This window comes from Hydrogenispora ethanolica (assembly GCF_004340685.1).
In the GTDB taxonomy this organism is placed as follows: Bacteria; Bacillota; UBA4882; order UBA8346; family UBA8346; genus Hydrogenispora; species Hydrogenispora ethanolica.
Genome location: NZ_SLUN01000053.1, coordinates 15757 through 32514, shown reverse-complemented (window position 1 = coordinate 32514; position 16758 = coordinate 15757). Strand labels below are relative to the sequence as shown.

Annotated in this window: 15 protein-coding genes; all 15 read right to left on the bottom strand. The window is 49.8% G+C overall.

All coding sequences use genetic code 11. The annotated features are described in order from the left end of the window. On the bottom strand, window positions 1-449 hold a 449-nt coding region (locus tag EDC14_RS24895), incomplete at its 3' end, for a transposase (protein WP_132017584.1). A 365-nt stretch (window positions 450-814) separates the two neighbouring features. Beyond that, window positions 815-3457, bottom strand: coding sequence for a pyruvate, phosphate dikinase (gene ppdK, locus EDC14_RS24890; protein ID WP_132017582.1), 2643 nt, complete (start codon window positions 3455-3457; stop codon window positions 815-817). 379 nt (window positions 3458-3836) lie between these two features. Beyond that, window positions 3837-4772, bottom strand: coding sequence for a bifunctional riboflavin kinase/FAD synthetase (locus EDC14_RS24885; RefSeq protein WP_165908307.1), 936 nt, complete (start codon window positions 4770-4772; stop codon window positions 3837-3839). 34 nt (window positions 4773-4806) lie between these two features. Continuing rightward, complete coding sequence (gene truB, locus EDC14_RS24880; RefSeq protein ID WP_165908306.1) at window positions 4807-5727, bottom strand: tRNA pseudouridine(55) synthase TruB; 921 nt, start codon at window positions 5725-5727, stop codon at window positions 4807-4809. After that, window positions 5702-6697 (bottom strand): DHH family phosphoesterase, encoded by a 996-nt coding sequence (locus tag EDC14_RS24875; RefSeq protein ID WP_132017576.1) that lies wholly within the window; start codon window positions 6695-6697, stop codon window positions 5702-5704. Before EDC14_RS24875 ends, truB begins: the two co-directional genes overlap by 26 nt. After that, entirely contained in the window at window positions 6694-7059 is a 366-nt protein-coding gene (gene rbfA / locus EDC14_RS24870; RefSeq protein ID WP_132017574.1) for a 30S ribosome-binding factor RbfA, read from the bottom strand. The genes EDC14_RS24875 and rbfA overlap by 4 nt, the downstream gene beginning before the upstream one ends. 50 nt (window positions 7060-7109) lie before the next feature. Then, on the bottom strand, window positions 7110-9914 hold the full coding sequence (infB, locus tag EDC14_RS24865) for a translation initiation factor IF-2 (RefSeq protein ID WP_132017572.1): 2805 nt from the start codon (window positions 9912-9914) through the stop codon (window positions 7110-7112). After that, the gene (locus EDC14_RS24860) at window positions 9911-10225 is read right to left on the bottom strand and encodes a L7Ae/L30e/S12e/Gadd45 family ribosomal protein (protein WP_132017570.1); all 315 of its coding nucleotides are present in this window, start codon (window positions 10223-10225) and stop codon (window positions 9911-9913) included. The genes infB and EDC14_RS24860 overlap by 4 nt, the downstream gene beginning before the upstream one ends. After that, window positions 10222-10494, bottom strand: coding sequence for an RNase P modulator RnpM (gene rnpM / locus EDC14_RS24855; protein WP_132017568.1), 273 nt, complete (start codon window positions 10492-10494; stop codon window positions 10222-10224). Before rnpM ends, EDC14_RS24860 begins: the two co-directional genes overlap by 4 nt. Then, the gene (gene nusA / locus EDC14_RS24850; protein WP_132017566.1) at window positions 10494-12077 is read right to left on the bottom strand and encodes a transcription termination factor NusA; all 1584 of its coding nucleotides are present in this window, start codon (window positions 12075-12077) and stop codon (window positions 10494-10496) included. The genes rnpM and nusA overlap by 1 nt, the downstream gene beginning before the upstream one ends. Further along, entirely contained in the window at window positions 12074-12580 is a 507-nt protein-coding gene (locus EDC14_RS24845) for a ribosome maturation factor RimP (protein ID WP_132017564.1), read from the bottom strand. Before EDC14_RS24845 ends, nusA begins: the two co-directional genes overlap by 4 nt. Window positions 12581-12728: 148 nt before the next feature. Next, window positions 12729-13553, bottom strand: coding sequence for an IclR family transcriptional regulator (locus EDC14_RS24840; RefSeq protein WP_132017562.1), 825 nt, complete (start codon window positions 13551-13553; stop codon window positions 12729-12731). Window positions 13554-13579: 26 nt separating this feature from the next. After that, on the bottom strand, window positions 13580-13738 hold the full coding sequence (locus EDC14_RS26985; protein WP_165908305.1) for a hypothetical protein: 159 nt from the start codon (window positions 13736-13738) through the stop codon (window positions 13580-13582). Window positions 13739-13830: 92 nt separating this feature from the next. Beyond that, window positions 13831-15558 (bottom strand): tetratricopeptide repeat protein, encoded by a 1728-nt coding sequence (locus tag EDC14_RS24835; RefSeq protein WP_132017560.1) that lies wholly within the window; start codon window positions 15556-15558, stop codon window positions 13831-13833. 338 nt (window positions 15559-15896) lie between these two features. Beyond that, complete coding sequence (locus EDC14_RS24830; RefSeq protein WP_132017558.1) at window positions 15897-16463, bottom strand: hypothetical protein; 567 nt, start codon at window positions 16461-16463, stop codon at window positions 15897-15899. Window positions 16464-16758 lie beyond the last annotated feature (295 nt).

The window sequence follows — 16758 nt, the reverse complement described above, 5'->3', positions numbered from 1 at the left end:
CCCCAAAAAAATTCGTCGACCAGTACAATGCCGTTTAAAATATATTCATTTTCACGAGCAATCATTGCCGAACGGATTTTTTGAAGCATTAACCAGGCGGTAGGGTAAGAAATGTTTAAGGCATTCTTGATGGCAACGGCAGAACAACCTCGTTTATCACGGCAAAAAAGATATATGGCCCAGAACCAGAGTTTGAGCCTAAGATGCGATTTATGAAAGAGGGTTCCGGCCGTAATGGTGGTTTGATGTTTACACTGTTTACACTGAAACTTGCCTCTTTTAGTGATTGAAGCAGTGCGATTACCGCATTCGGGGCAGTAAAAGCCATTGGGCCATTTAAGCCGAAACAAGTAGTCTTGGCAAGCTTGCTCATCTGGGAAATATTCTGTGAACTTTTCAATGGACAGGTCGTTTTTGCGCTTTTTTAATACCTTTGCAACTTTAGCCATTGGATTCCCTCCCAGAACATTTGTTCTTTAGTTTATTTTATCACGAACATATGTTCTGGTAAAGCCCTTCCGGATCTAAATTTATAATCATCAGCAAGCTTGTTTTGTGAATGGGAGAGCTTGCTCAGTCGTTCAGCAAGCTTTTTTTGTGAATAAGTCATCTATTTTTGTGGATAAACGGATCCGTTTAACATGGTTAATGGTTTTGGCTGTGGATAAATCGGGGAAGTGCACTTAAAACCGGTAAAGTCAGAGGGTGAGCGGAGCTAAGTTGATGCTCAGTTTATTTTATAATGGAACATCGGAAAATTAAAAAAAGCGGGAACGAAGTTTTCGTTCCCGCTTTAAACAAGGCAAGTTTATTTTTATTTTTGACCGAGGTCTCCCTCTTTTTTCACCGCGGCGTGAGCTGCAGCCAATCTGGCGATAGGCACACGGAACGGCGAGCAGGAGACATAGTTTAAACCGACCTTATGGCAGAACTCAACGGAAGAAGGATCGCCGCCATGCTCGCCACAAATTCCGAGTTTGATGTCGGGACGAACTTGTTTGCCGAGTTTGGCAGCCATCTCAACTAGCTTGCCGACGCCCGTCTGATCCAGTCTGGCAAAGGGATCGGACTCGTAAATTTTCTTGTTATAGTACTCTTCCAAGAATTTCCCGGCATCGTCACGGCTGAAGCCGAAGGTCATCTGGGTCAAGTCGTTGGTGCCAAAGGAGAAGAACTCGGCTTCCTTGGCGATATCATCGGCAGTTAAGGCAGCCCGCGGGATTTCGATCATGGTACCGACTTTATAATCCAATTTCACGCCGGCTTTGGCGATCACTTCGTCAGCGGTTTTCACCACGACATCCTTGACGTACTTCAGCTCTTTGACTTCGCCAACCAAAGGAATCATAATCTCGGGAACGACATTCATCCCTTCCTTGTTGACGTTAATCGCTGCTTCAATAACCGCCCTGGTCTGCATCTCGGCGATCTCCGGATAGGTCACGGCCAAGCGGCAGCCACGATGGCCCATCATCGGATTGAACTCGTGAAGGTCGGCCACTACCGCTTTCAGATCTTCAAAAGTCAAGCCCATTTCCTGAGCCAACGCGCGGATGTCCTCGTCTTCCTGGGGCAAGAATTCATGCAGCGGGGGATCCAGAAAACGAATGGTCACAGGATAACCTTGCATCTCGCGGAACAAGCCTTCAAAGTCGCCCCGTTGCATCGGCAGCAACTTATCCAGCGCCTTGCGGCGTTGTTCCTCGGTCCGGGCCACGATCATCTCGCGCATCGCCGGAATCCGGTCAGGTTCAAAGAACATATGCTCGGTACGGCAAAGGCCGATGCCCTCGGCACCAAATTTCCGGGCGGTTTTGGCATCATTCGGCGTATCGGCATTGGTCCGAACCTTCAGGACGCGAAGTTCATCGGCCCACTGCATCAACGTCGCGAAATCGCCGGTCATCTCGGGTTCAATGGTCGGCAATTGCTCGCCGTAAACATTTCCGGTGGAGCCGTCCAAGGAGATCCAATCGCCTTCACCGTATTTTTTGCCGTTTTTATCGACGAAGAATTTCTCTTCTTCATTGATTTTGATCTCACTGCAACCGGCCACACAGCAGGTTCCCATTCCACGGGCAACCACCGCCGCATGGGAGGTCATTCCGCCGCGTCCGGTCAGGATACCTTGCGAAACGTGCATTCCTTCGATGTCTTCGGGAGAAGTTTCCAACCGGACCAGCACCACTTTCTTCTCGCCGTTTTTGAAAGCGTTGACTGCGTCCTCGGCCTCGAAAAAGACCTTGCCGGTAGCGGCGCCCGGGGATGCCGGCAAACCTTTGGCAATTGGAACAGCAGCTTTTAAAGCCTTCGGTTCAAAATTGGGATGCAACAAGGCGTCCAGCTGTTTCGGGTCAACTTTCAGTACGGCCTCCGCCTTGGTAGCCATACCCTCATTCACCAGATCCACCGCGATCTTCAAAGCCGCGGCAGCGGTCCGCTTGCCATTCCGGGTTTGAAGCATGAACAATTTACCGCGCTCAATGGTAAACTCCATGTCTTGCATATCCCGGTAGTGCTTCTCCAGCGTCTCGGCGATGGTGGCAAACTGGTTATAAACCTCGAGCATAACTTCTTTCAGCTGATCAATGGATTGCGGTGTCCGGATACCGGCAACAACATCCTCGCCCTGCGCATTCATGAGAAACTCGCCATATAACTTCTTTTCTCCGGTGGAAGGATTACGGGTAAAGGCCACGCCGGTTCCCGAATCATTTCCCATGTTGCCGTAGACCATCTCTTGAACGTTCACCGCGGTACCCCAGTCGCTGGGAATATCGTTCAAGCGACGATAGACAATGGCCCGGGGATTATCCCAGGAACGGAAGACAGCTTTCACGGCCTCCATCAATTGGACTTTGGGATCTTGCGGGAATTCAAACCCTTTTTCTTCCTTGAACAGAACTTTATAGCGTTTCACGACTTCTTGGAGGTTTTCGGCAGTCAAATCGGTGTCAAATTTGGCACCATTCTCGTGTTTCACAGCATCCAGGATCTTCTCAAACTTCGGTTTTTCGACTTCCATCACCACATCGCTGAACATCTGGATAAAACGGCGATAGCTGTCATAAGCGAAACGGGGGTTATTGGTCAATTTGGCCAGACCCTCGACAACCACGTCGTTCAAGCCGAGGTTCAAAATGGTGTCCATCATGCCGGGCATGGAAGCGCGGGCGCCGGAACGTACGGAAACCAGAAAAGGATTTTGGGGATCTCCGAATGTCTTTCCGACAATCTGCTCAGTTTTCGCCAAGGCAGCCAGAATCTGTTCCTCAATCTCGGAAGCAATGACTTTCCCGTCATCATAATACCGGGTGCAGGCTTCGGTGGAAACAGTAAACCCTCTCGGTACCGGCAGGCCTAAACCGGTCATCTCTGCCAGGTTGGCCCCTTTTCCGCCGAGAAGGTTTCTCATCGAAGCATTGCCTTCATTGAACAAGTAAACATACTTTGCCATGAAAATACCTCCTAGTATTGATTCTTTATTAGTACAGGAGAGTGTTGTGGATACAAGACACTTTCCAGTAAACCTAAAGCTTTGATAGAATACCTTGTTTCTATACGCGACAAAAGCCGCAAAAAAGCGGCAATAAAATTTGGAAATTAATGTTAAGTGTGAATTTCCAACGAGAATGATTCTCTATTTCCAAACAAGATCCTTCTAGTAAGGTTAATTTTTTTGAGCGCCGTAACCACAATTTAACGTTTGATTACTACTAAACCCGCGAGATTCGTCCAGAGATTATTATATTGAAACGGATTTAATTTTTATTCCAAGAGATTCAATAAAACGTTAAAAATTATCCCTGGAAGTATATTAAGGGCATGCGTTCCATTCATAGCCTTGATAACAATTCACGGGCTCTAGCAACATCTTGCTGAATCTGTTCTTGAAGCTCCGTCATCCCGCCGAATCGTACCTCAGGCCGGAGATAATATAGAAAATCCACCTGGACCTGTCGGTGATAAAGATTGATGGACGTATCCAGTAAATAGACTTCCACTAAAGGAACCTGCCCATCAAACGTGGGTTTCACACCTACATTGGCCACGCCATAAAATATCTGTCCTGTACTGCTAACCCGTACCAAATAAACGCCATATCGGGGTAAGAGGTAAGATTCATCCAAAAAGAGGTTGGCGGTTGGAAAGCCCATCTTCCGCCCGCGCTGTTCACCAGCGATCACTTCGGTTATAATATGAAACGAATAACCCAAAAGCTGATTGGCTATTTCTATTTCTCCGGCCGCAAGGTATTTACGAATCGCGGAACTACTGACAGTGATTCCGTCCACTTGCACCGGCCGAACCTGTTCAAGACGGATCTGGCTCTGTTGGCACAAGTTCCGTAAGAGTGCAAAATCACCTTGCCCGCCGGTTCCAAAGCGAAAATCATACCCCACGACCATCGCTTGAACTTTTAGGCCCTCGACCAACCATTTTTGAAAAAAAACAGCCGGGTCTAATTCTGCAAAAGCATGGTCGAACTCCACCTCCAGCACTGCATCGATACCCTGCTCCGCAAGAAGCGCACGGCGTATCGCGGGTGTATTTAACAAAGGCGGCGCCTTTCCTAAAAAACTTTCGGTATGATTGGAAAAAGTCAAAACGAGCCCCAGCCACTGATGAGTTTTTGCAATCCGTGTCACTTGGGACATAATGGCTTGATGCCCGAGGTGAACGCCGTCAAAATTGCCGACCGTCACTACCGTTTGTGAATGAGCGGCGTTCAATTCCCTTTCAGCCTCGTATATTGTTTTCCACACCTTCATCGCCTGAAAATCCCTTCTCAGTTCTAAGAATCCCTTATGAATATTGAAAAACCTTAACCGGCTGCCAATAGGGATACGAACCGGCATCCTGCAGCTGAACCACAGCCCGAACCAGAGAATTCCGGTCCAATACTCGCGCCAGTTGACCGCTGCTCACTTGAATCTGGTATTTCCCAAACGATAATTTACCGCCGTGAAGCACCTTCTCCAGATCTTCATCCCCGATCCACAACGGCACCAGATGATCCAAAGCAACATTCAAAGACAGCAGAAGCTCGGCAAACCTTCCCTGTGAAAAATAGTCCTTGACCGTATCCACCGTGACAGAATCTTCGATCCTGAAATCTCCGGAACGTAATCGAATCAGGCTTCCCATATGCGCTCCGCAGCCGAGAATTTGCCCCAGATCATGGATCAAAGTCCGAATATAGCTCCCCTTGCTACATGCTATCTCAACCGGAATCCGATCTAAAAAATGATAACCCGGTTGTTCGGCAAGGATATGCCAGTTCAAAACCGTAATGGGTCTGGACTGTCGTTCGACTTCCAAGCCTTTCCGAGCGAGGTCATATAGTTTACTCCCGTGAACCTTCACCGCGGAAAACATGGGAGGTACTTGTCGAATTTCGCCCGTTAATTGCTTAATCGCCGCCCGGACCGTAGCCAGGTCGATCTGGAAATCAGTCTTCTCGCCCAGAATTTTACCGGTGGCATCTTGGGTATCGGTAGTTCTTCCCAGAATGACCTCCGCCCGGTATAATTTTGTCGTTTCATTTAAATACGGAAAAGAACGGGTGCCTTGTCCAAATCCCACTACCAAGACTCCGGTTGCCTCCGGATCAAGGGTACCGGTATGCCCGATCTCGCTTTGGTGCAATATACGACGTAGAGCGGACACTACCTGGTGAGATGTTAAGCCCCGTTCCTTGTTAATAATCGTTATTCCGTGCCACATGAGCGGCTCCGTAACCATGACTTACATAAGCAATGACTTCATTTACAACTTGTTGAATCGGACCCATAATCGTACAACCGGCTGCTCGAGCATGTCCCCCTCCGCCATAGAATGCCGCCAATTTACTGACATCCACTGCGGAAGTGGAACGCCAACTGATTTTGATCTCATCCGGTTTTAACTCTTTAAATAAGATCCCGACCTCCACGCCTTCCAAGGAGCGGGCATAATTGACAAAGCTCTCCGTTTCTTCATTATCGACCGGGAATTGGCTCAACATGGACTGATCAAGGATCAACCACGCTACTTTGCCGTTACAATCCACTTTCAGCGTGTTCAAAACAACTCCTAACAACCGTACAGAATTATAGCTTTTTTGGTCATGAACCTGTTCGGCAATTTTGGCCGGTTCAACCTGATAGTCTTTGACCAACAGTGAAGCGGATTCCAAAGTAAAGGCCGAGGTGCTGGAATATCGAAAAAATCCAGTATCCGTGGCGATTGCGGTATAAACAGCCGATGCAATCGCCTTATCCATTTGAAAAGGGCCAGCAGTTAAAATTTTAAAAACAATTTCTCCGGTAGCGGCGGCTTCAGGGTCTACAATGTTTAAGCCGCCGAATCCGGAATTGGTGACATGATGGTCGATATTGATGACGAACGCTGAAGACTCCCAAAGAGAATCCGCTACGGCCACCCTTTCTTTTTCAGCGCAGTCAACACAAATAATCACTTCAGGATCGAAGTTGCCAATTTCACGCCCGATAAGGTTCGTACCTTCCAGGAAACCGTAAACGGGTGGGATACCATCGGAACAGATCATGTTTACTGATTTTCCAAGTTTACGAAGGGTCAACCCTACCGCCAGCAAAGAACCGATCGCATCGCCGTCCGGATGAACATGGCAAACGACCACGAAACGTTCTTTCTGTCGCACCATCGTGAAAAAATCTTCAAATAGGTTGGTCAAGAAGGTTTCTCCCCTTTTTCGGACCTTTTGAGTTCCTCGATCAATTCAATGATGCGCGAGCCCCGCTCAATTGAGTCATCCGCAATGATATGGACTTCGGGAGTGTGCCGTAACCGGATCCGTTTTCCCAGCTCGGTCCGGATAAATCCCTTGGCGCTTTCCAATCCCTCCATGGCTGAGCGTTTAGAAGTTTCATCGCCGAGAATACTGACAAAGATTTTCACATGGCTATAATCATTCGAAACTTCCACCGCGGTGACACTAACAAAGCCAATTCGCGGATCTTTCAGATCCTTCCGCAGAATACTGCCAAACTCCTCTTTGATTAGCTCACTAATCCTTTCCGCTCGGTGCTCTGCCATTTACAAACCCCTCCCTAATTGGTAAAAAAACTTCAATTGGCAAGAGGATCCTATGATTTTGCGGAACGTTTGATCTCTTCCATCGCAAAAGCCTCGATAATATCGCCTTCTTTGATATCATTGAACTTTTCGATACCAATACCGCATTCAAATCCTTCCAGAACTTCACGGGCATCATCTTTAAAGCGTTTTAACGATTCAATTTTTCCTTCATGAATGACGATGTTATCGCGAATTAAACGAATGTCGCTGTTCCGGGAAATTTTTCCTTCCAGAACATAACTTCCGGCAATATTACCGACTTTGGGAACTTTATAAACCGCCCGGACTTCCGCCCGACCGTTGATAATTTCTTGATACTCGGGGGCTAGCATGCCCTCCAAAGCTTTTTGAACATCCTCAATAATATTATAAATGATCCGGTACAGCCGGATATCCACGCCATCTTTTTCGGCAATCCGCTTTGCGGACGGATCGGGACGGACGTTGAACCCGACAATGATCGCATTGGAAGCCGAGGCGAACATCACGTCACCTTCACCGATGGCTCCCACACCGCCGTGAATCACCTTGACCCGGACTTCGTCATTGGACAGCCGTTCCAAAGACTGGCGAATCGCTTCCACTGAGCCTTGAACATCGGCTTTAATAATGATTTTTAGCTCCTTAATCTCTCCTTCTTTAATTTTTGAGAAGAGATCGTCGAGCGTAATCTTCTGATTCTTTTTCAGCTCGGCCTCGCGTTTAAATTGCATGCGTTTATCCGCCAGTTCCCGCGCCAGACGCTCCTCGGAGACAACCTGGACAATATCGCCAGCTTCCGGCACTTCGGTAAAACCGATTACTTCCACCGGGGTAGACGGTCCCGCTTTTTTGACCCGTTTTCCCTTGTCATTATTGAGTACTCTAACTTTTCCGGCGGCCGCGCCGGCAATAATCGAGTCCCCGACTTGAAGGGTTCCGGTTTGAACCAGAACTGTAGCCACAGGTCCGCGACCCTTATCCAGTTGAGCTTCAACAATGGTCCCTTTGGCAGCCCGATTAGGGTTGGCGCGATAATCTTTGACATCGGCTACGAGCAAAATCATCTCCAATAATTGTTCGATCCCGGTACGTTTTTTGGCGGACACCGGGACAAAAATGGTATCGCCGCCCCACTCCTCGGCCACTAGCCCGTATTCGGTCAGATCTTGCTTGATGCGATCGGGGTTTGCCCCCGGTTTATCCATCTTATTGATGGCGATAATAATGGAGACATTGGCATCCTTGGCGTGATTGATCGCTTCCACTGTCTGCGGCATGACGCCATCATCAGCAGCCACTACCAAAATGGCAATATCCGTTACTTGAGCTCCTCTGGCCCGCATCGCAGTAAAGGCTGCGTGGCCGGGAGTGTCCAAAAAGGTGATTTTCCGGTCATTGAGCTCAACTTGGTATGCCCCAATGTGCTGGGTGATGCCGCCCGCTTCCTGCGCGGTGACATTCGTCTGACGGATCGCATCCAACAATGAGGTTTTCCCATGATCGACATGCCCCATGATAGTAACCACCGGCGGACGGGTAACAAGTGTGGCCGGATCATCCTCAATCTCTTCGATTTGCAGCTTTTCTTCTTCCGTTTGGGCGGCGGTAGCCGAAATACCATACTCGACCGCGATCAGGGTCATGGTATCCATGTCGATTTCCTGGTTGATCGTCGCCATCACGCCTAAGCCCATCAACTTCTTGATGACATCGCTGGCGGATACTTCGATCAGTTGCGAGAAGTCCTTCACCGTCATCTGGCTCGGAAGTTGAACTGATTTAACAGTCGTGGCTGGACCTTCCGGCTTAGTCGGTTTGCCGAAACGTCCTCCTACAGGGCCTCGCGATTGTTGTTGCCCGGATGCATTCCGCCTATCAAAACGGCCTCCTTGTTGCGCCGGCCGACGATTGTTTTGTTGGTTCTGAGAGTGCGGAGCACCCTGGTTCTGCCGTTGATTGCTCAAACCGGGTTTACCGCCCGGCCGGGTTTGATTTCGATTTCCATCCTGTGTTCTGGCTTCGGGCCGGTTTTGATTGTTTGGCGCGGGCCTGCCTTGATTCTGGCCTTGATACCTCTGATCGCGAGGCGCGCCCTGCCGGTTGTTGTTGACTGCCGCCGCGGTTCTGGGCATATTTTGATTGGGTCCGCGTTCTCCTCTGCGATCGGCATCCTGTTGGATCGGGCGTTTATTTTCGGGCCGGCGGTCGGACTCGCGCATTCCAGCCTTGTTCGCTCCGGATTCCGCCGGTCGTTGGTTCTCCCGCCCTGTTTGACCTTGGGAATGGGCCTGCGGCGCACTCGGACGCGCTTGATTATTATACGGAGTATTATTGGAGCGCGGCGCATTGGAATGTGGCACGTTCGGTTGCGTTACTTGGCTCTTGGCCGGCTGGCTCGGCGGTTGCGGACGTTGCTGATTCTGAGCTGGCTGTGCGTTATTGGCTGTTTTGGGGATCTCGGGTTTCGCTTGCGCCATACCGGGCATACCCGTTCTGACCGGATTAGGACGGTCATTGATCGCTGTTTGAGCTGGTCTGGGAGCAACAGTAGCCGCTGGTTGTTTCACCGGAGATCCCTGCTCCTTAGCGGACGGTTTAGTCTGAAAAAGCTCCCTTTTGACTTCTTCAGCCGTCAAAGGCCGATTGGAATTGGCGATGCGTGGCTGTTTTTGAGCCGCGGGAAATGCCTGCCTTGCCTCATCGACGAATTTATCTTCAATCGTGCTCATGTGATTGCGGACGTTAGCCCCTAATCCATTTAGGTAGGCCATTAAATCCTTTATGGATATTCCTAATTCTTTGCTTAATTCATGAACTCGTACCTTATTTATGGCTCGTCACCTCCATCATTTAATAAAGAACCGATACTTTTTGCAAAATCAGGAGAATGAATCCCGATAATTCCACGGCCGGGAATTCCTATCCAACGACCGATTTCCGAAACCGTTCCGAACGTATAGAAAGGAATCGAACGCTGGTCGCATAAATATTGAAAATTCTTCAATGTCTTAGCTGAAAGATCGCCGGCACAGATTACGATCTTCACCCGATTCTTCCGAATCGCAGTTTCCACGGCGGCGGTACCGGTAATCAAACGGCCGGCTTTGGCTGCGAAGCCTAACAATGTTTCAACTTTAGTCATCGAAGCAACTTCACAATCTCAGAACGCAAATTCTCTTTGATTTCAGCAGTTATCTCAGTTTCCAAAGCCCGTTCGAGCAAGGAACCTTTAAACGTAAGTTCCAGGCATTCCAATTTGGGGCAGGTATAAGCGCCACGCCCGGATTTTTTACCGGTCAGATCCAGTACAACCTCTCCTTCGGGAGTTCGAACCACCCGGATCAATTCCTTTTTGGGACGAATCGTCTTGCAGCCCAGACAGGTTCGTTGGGGAACTTTCTTTACCTTCATTATTTATCCCCCTTTTTGGCACCCTTTTCTTTCGCGGGCTTTTTTAACTCCTCTCCCAGTAATAGCCCGATGGTAAATCCGGGTCCTTCATTTTCGGAATTGACAGGTATCGCAGGCGTCTCTTCCGGAAGCGCCTTTTCCTCTTTTTTGGATTGCCGATCTCCTAAAACATCGGAGAAAAAGTACCCGTCATCCAAGGAGATCGGTTCATCGTCCAATTCCACCCTGGCTAGATGTTTCGGAGCAGCCTTACTCTTTTTGGCTTTCTTCTTGACTACAGTCTCTTCTTCCTCGTCTGCAGGGCTTACAAAAACCGGTTCCTCAACATATCCGGGCTCCGGCTCCAGCTCCGCTTCTTCCGCATCCAAATTGGGGGCGGATGCCTCATCCTGCTGGACTTCCGTCATTTCTTCCTGGCCGACAACTTCTGCGACGTTTTCCTCTGGTTCCGGTTCGACTGCAGCCGGGGGTTGAGCGCTAACTTGTTCCGTTACGGGTTCCTTAAAGCCAAGTTCTTCGCAGACCAACTTGTCAATCAATTCCGACTGTTCGGCGGCTTGAGTCTCGCTCTTGATGTCGATCTTCCAGCCCGTCAATTTTGCGGCTAAACGAGCATTTTGACCCTCTTTGCCGATGGCCAACGACAATTGGAAATCAGGGACGATTACAATCGCCGTCTTTTTGGAAGGGAGTATCTTCACATCGCTCACTTTGGCCGGGCTCAAAGCGTTAATGATAAACTCAATGGGATCGGAACTCCAAGGAATGATATCGATTTTTTCGCCTTTCAGCTCACGGACAATCATTTGGACCCGGATGCCGCGATTGCCCACGCAAGCACCGACCGGATCGATCTGGTGGTCGCGGCTGTAAACCGCGATCTTCGAACGGAACCCCGGCTCACGGGAGACCGACTTTATCTCCACGATACCGTCCTGAATCTCCGGAACCTCCAGTTCAAACAGGCGTTTCAGCAAGCCGGGGCGGGTGCGAGAAAGCAGTACCTGTGGCCCTTTGGTGGTTTTTTTGACCTCCACCACAAAGGTTTTGAGGCGGGTTCCCGGTTCGTAATGTTCGGTCGGCATTTGTTCGTTGCTGGGCAGTATACCCTCGATCCGGCCCAGATCGACAAAGAGATTCCGTTGTTCAAACCGTTGCACCACTCCGGTGATAAGGTCGCCGACCCGGTTCACAAATTCATCGTAAATAATGCTCCGTTCGGCCTCGCGAATCCGTTGCACCACGACTTGTTTCGCGGTTTGGGCGGCAATCCGGCCGAACTCTTTCGGAAAAATTTCGAACTCTACCAAATCGCCAAGCTCGTAGATGGGGTTAATCTTCTGGGCTTCGGCCAGATCGATCTCGTTCTTATCGTCTTCGACCTCTTCAACGACGGTCTTGTGGGTATAAACATGGAATGCCCCGGTCTCCGGATCAACCCGGACCTCAATGCTCTGAGCGACTTTTTGATCCCGCTTATACGCCGACGCTAAAGCAGTCTCAATGGCATCCAACAAAATTTCCTTGCTGATTCCCTTCTCTTTTTCGATCTGTTCCAGAGCATCCAAAAACTCGTGATTCATCGCTTCTTTCTACCCCCTTCATTTCCAAAGAGTTCCGGGACAAGATGAGCCTTGGCAATGCTCTCGCGCGGAATCTCCATGGTTTGCTGATCGCTGATTTTGATGATGACAAATTGTACGTCGTCTCTTGCCGCGATTCCCAAAAGTTCCCCGGTGAAAACTTTCCGGTTTTCGATGGGTTTTAGCAGTTTCAGTTCGATTTTATGACCCGTGAAGCGTTGAAAATCGCGATCCCGTTTTAACGGCCGCTCCAGACCGGGAGAAGAAACTTCCAGCAAATAACTTCCAGGTATCGGATCCTCCTGATCAAGAACCTGCCCAAGCTCCTCGCTGAAACGTTGGCAATCATCGGTGGTAATTCCCTGATCCTTATCGATAGTGCATCGTAGCACCCAGTCAGGTCCTTCTTTATGGTATTCAACCTCAACCAATTCATACCCCAACCGTTCCGCCAAAGGAGCGCCCAGACCTTCCACAATCGCATCGATCCGTTCTTTAGGCAAATGAAGTCTCCTTTCCGGTTAACAAACGAAAGAGTGGGGTTTCTCCCACTCTTCCAAAACTTTCTTATTTAGTTTACCACATTTATGATAACTTGACAAGTAATATAATATTCTTCGTCCCGGACGGCGCTTTTTGCGCAGTGGAAGTTCAACCATGCGCGGCCGGGGATCCGGAGACAGGGTAGTGATAACCCAAGCGCTCCGAGATATTCCGAGCCGCGTCCAGTACGCAAGGAAGAATTTCGCTGCGAATCCTCTCATCACCCATCCGATGCAGCGGACCGGAGACACTGATCGCCGCGAGCACCCGGTTCTCATAATTCTTGATGGGAGCGGCCACACAGGTGACCCCTTCGTCGCGTTCCGAAAAGTCCAGGGCGTATCCGTCGCGACGGATCTTTTTCAAAGTGGCGCTCAGTTCATCAATGGAAATAATCGTCTGGGGAGTGAAGCGGATAAAATCGACAGCGGCAAAACGCCGGCGTAGTTCTTCTTCGCTAAGATCGGCCAACAACACCTTGCCCGTGCCCGTGCAATAGGCGGGCCCCCGGTTGCCGATCCGCGCGAACATCTTCACAATGACCATGTTGGTCGATTCAATCTGATCCACGTAGACGACTTCATGCCCGTCCAAAATGGCTAAGTTGGTGGTTTCGGTGGTCTGGGCCGCCAACTCTTTCAAAAACGGCCGCGCCACCGCCGTCAGATCCATCGCACTCATCGCGGCGATGCCGATCTCGAACGCCTTCAATCCTAGCCGATACTTCAACGTTACCGGATCTTGCTGGACAAAGCCCTTATACATCAACGTATTGATCAAGCGGTGGGCCGTGGTCAATTTGAGATTGGCCTCTTTCGCCAACTTTGAAAGGGCGATCGAATCCCCTTCCGTCGAAAGAATCTCCAACAATGCGAGCGCTCTATTGACGGCTTGTACGGTTTCTCCCGGAGTTTCATTGCGGGACCGGCTCATGAACACCTCCCGGTCAACCCAGTGGATTAACCTTTCATCAAAGTTCCGCCATGTTGCATCAGCCAGTAGGCGATTGCCAGCACAGCGAGTAACGCGAAGATTACGAAAACCTTCAAGGTTTTCAAGAAAATTTTCAGCACGATCAAGGCAATCAAAATACCCAACACGATCCAGAGCCAATTCATGGTGCATCCTCCCAATCCCGTAAGTTTATTAAAGGCCGAACGGTTGTTGTCCGATTTTCCGAAAACCGCAAACGCGGGGCCGGGACCACCCCTCACAGCGTCGTCTGATTGAGTGGAGTAGCCGCCAAGCTTTGGAAGTTCGCTTGCAACTCCTCAACCTCACCCAGTTTCATCAAAGTTTGCAGATACGCTTTGGAGATCTCCACGTCGCTTTGATGGAGCTGATACGCCTGGCGTAAAAAAGGCAGCGCCTTTCGGAGGGATTCCTTCTGCCAATAATACAAACCGAGTTTTTTAAAGAGCGGAAAACCCGGGTCGTAACGGAGCCCCTGGTGATAACAGGCCATGGCCAAACCCGGTAGTCCGACCTCGGTGACGATCCGGCCCGTCAAGTACCAATAAAACCAGTGTTGCCGGGCTCGGTAAAACAGCTTCAACAATCCTCCGGCCACCGGCCACCGTTTCCCGTTCTCCCAATCCCGCTCCAGTTTTCTGATCTGAATCTCAATCTTAATTCCCTCATCGTTCAGTTGATTCAAGAGTTGCAAGGTCTGACGGCGAGTATAATTGTCGGACGCCAATTGCAACAAGCGCAACAAAGATTCCTGAGCTTCCTTGTACCGTTCCAATTGCAGCTGCGCAAAGGCCAGATTCTGATAGGATAGGGTGTTAGTCGGGTTTAATTTTACCGCCTGCTCCAGTAAGGACACAGCTTCTTCAAACCGCTTCTGCCGCAGGCAGAATGTCCCATAATAATGGAATGTCCCCCACCACTCGACTCCGGTCTGCAATGCCTGTTTATAAAAACTCTCCGCCTGCGCCGAATTTTCTTTCTCTTCGGCCAGCAACGCCAGGTTAGTGAGGATGTTCACCCGCGACGGATCGAGGGTCAGGGCTTTCTCCCAGACGGCTTCAGCCTGCTCCGGCTGGCCTTTGCCGGCATAAACAGCGCCCATCAGATCATGGGCGGTCAAATTTTCGGGTTCGACCGTCAGCACATTTTGCAATGCCACCAACGCCTCATCCAGCCTTTGCTCGCTGTGATACAGCAAAGCCCGGCGGATCCAACCGTCACTGAAATCCGGAAAAGAATCGGTAAGCTCTTCCAGGACTTGAGTTGCTTTTTCCGTTTTTCCCCATTGCAAGTATACTTCGGCTAGGACCAGGGGGATACGCGGGTGGGAATTGACGATCTGGCGCAACCGCTCCAGGACCTCAACGGAATGCTCAAAATTGTGAGCAATCCCGTTTTGGACCAGAAAAAGCACAAGAATGTCCGCAGCCTCGATAAATTCCGGATCATAGGCCACGGCATTCAAAAGACTCTCCAGGCCCTCATTGCGCGTTCGCTCATCCTTGGCTTGGGAAAGACTCTCCAATCCCTTGCGAAACGCCAAAAAGGCTTCGAGCGATTCGGTGTACATCCGCTGGCTTTCCTTCAGGGGCTCCCCTTTCAGCAGAGTTAACAATCCGGCCATCTGTTTCTCCCATTCGGAAAGGAATTGCGACTCGGGGACTTGAAAAGAAATATGATAAAGCGCTTGTTCGCACCGTGGATCAAAAAGAACCAGAGCTAATGAAAGCTCTTCTTCCGCCTTTAAGACTCCGGCCAGCCATAACTCCTCCCCATTCCAGACAGGCTCGGGGAGCAATGGCAGCTCCAATAGTGTTTGCGGCTCTTTTTGCTCCAGATAAATATTGACTTGGGCTTCGATCTCCACCGAATTGAAACGTAAAGCCGCCAAATCGGAGAGGCCGCGCGCCAATACGGGCAGGTATAAAGGTCCTGGTTCGGCCATAATCGGAATGACCTGTATCAAATTGACCTCCAGTTGGGTTCATCTTGAAAAAACGTTAACACAATCAAAACTGATAGTCAAGGGTAGCACGGCAGAAAGTTCTGGGCAAACCGCATTTTGTCCACCGGCGGGTTGCATCATCCCGGGCGGGTCCCTACAATCGCTGGAACCACTGGATAGGACAGAAGAGCTTCGGATATATTCCATATTCCAAAGCTTCGTAAAGAACTGAATTCGGCGACTGCATTCCGTTTTCCCGGAAACAACCCGCCGAATTCAAAAAGCGGATAAAGCGGTGCGCCAACGGCATAAACCGGCGGAACCGGTCGAACGCCGGTCGCAATAAACGCATTTTTAGCTCATATAGACGGGGCTTTTGAGCTCCCCACAATTTTGATAGGCAGTGAAAACCATTGAGCCGCTCTCAGCACATACGTTTTGCCAATCACCTCTTGCCGGAGCATGGTATCGAACATCTCATAGGTGTTCTTCCCCAGCTTCGCTTCGTAGGGGCGGGTATCGTAATGATTCAACGTATTGATGACCGCCTCCTCGATAATCCGGTTAAATTCGGTTTTGATGGCGGAGACGGCCTCTTCCGGCAGTTTGACTTGGGTCTTGCCGATGCTGATATTCAATTCGTCCAGGCCGCTCAGATTGGCATTGATCTGCGCGGGCAATTCCTGTTTGATTCCTTCCAGAACCTGAGGCAAACTTCTTTTGGCTTCGGCGGCCACTCTGACCTGCGCGGCGCCGGCCAGTTTCTCCGGATCGAGCGCCACCGTCAGGCCGCGGATTCGTACTGCGAACACCAGCAAAGCGGTAATGATAAAGCAGCCGATAAACACCCCGGTAAAAACGCCGCTCCAATAACGGTCCTTATCAAACAGTCTCGCTTTTGTTTCCAACTCGCTATTTTCAGACATTGCGATCCCCCTTTTCACAGACAACCCTTTTTTTCATAGTATGCCAATTCTTGGAGCAAATATGATTCTTCAATCAAAAAAGGGCGCTGTCGCCGATTATCTGCAGTTTGGCGGAATTTTCAGGGCTCCCATTGACAACTGGTACAAATTCTTAGGATTTTACAGCTGCTGAATGGCTCTTCCGGCATGATCAATGAATCATGAAACCTTGCAAAATGGAATCGCCGACCCGCAAATTGAATTCGGGGACTGACAAATTGTCTTGGAATGCTTCTAAAATGAATTTGCAACCATT

Excerpts from the sequence above, each read along its gene's own strand:
- ppdK (WP_132017582.1), bottom strand. The coding sequence starts at position 3,457 with ATGGCAAAGTATGTTTACTTGTTCAATGAAGGCAATGCTTCGATGAGA.
- EDC14_RS24885 (WP_165908307.1), bottom strand. The coding sequence starts at position 4,772 with ATGAAGGTGTGGAAAACAATATACGAGGCTGAAAGGGAATTGAACGCC.
- truB (WP_165908306.1), bottom strand. The coding sequence starts at position 5,727 with ATGTGGCACGGAATAACGATTATTAACAAGGAACGGGGCTTAACATCT.
- rbfA (WP_132017574.1), bottom strand. The coding sequence starts at position 7,059 with ATGGCAGAGCACCGAGCGGAAAGGATTAGTGAGCTAATCAAAGAGGAG.
- EDC14_RS24860 (WP_132017570.1), bottom strand. The coding sequence starts at position 10,225 with ATGACTAAAGTTGAAACATTGTTAGGCTTCGCAGCCAAAGCCGGCCGT.
- rnpM (WP_132017568.1), bottom strand. The coding sequence starts at position 10,494 with ATGAAGGTAAAGAAAGTTCCCCAACGAACCTGTCTGGGCTGCAAGACG.
- nusA (WP_132017566.1), bottom strand. The coding sequence starts at position 12,077 with ATGAATCACGAGTTTTTGGATGCTCTGGAACAGATCGAAAAAGAGAAG.
- EDC14_RS24840 (WP_132017562.1), bottom strand. The coding sequence starts at position 13,553 with ATGAGCCGGTCCCGCAATGAAACTCCGGGAGAAACCGTACAAGCCGTC.
- EDC14_RS26985 (WP_165908305.1), bottom strand. The coding sequence starts at position 13,738 with ATGAATTGGCTCTGGATCGTGTTGGGTATTTTGATTGCCTTGATCGTG.
- EDC14_RS24830 (WP_132017558.1), bottom strand. The coding sequence starts at position 16,463 with ATGTCTGAAAATAGCGAGTTGGAAACAAAAGCGAGACTGTTTGATAAG.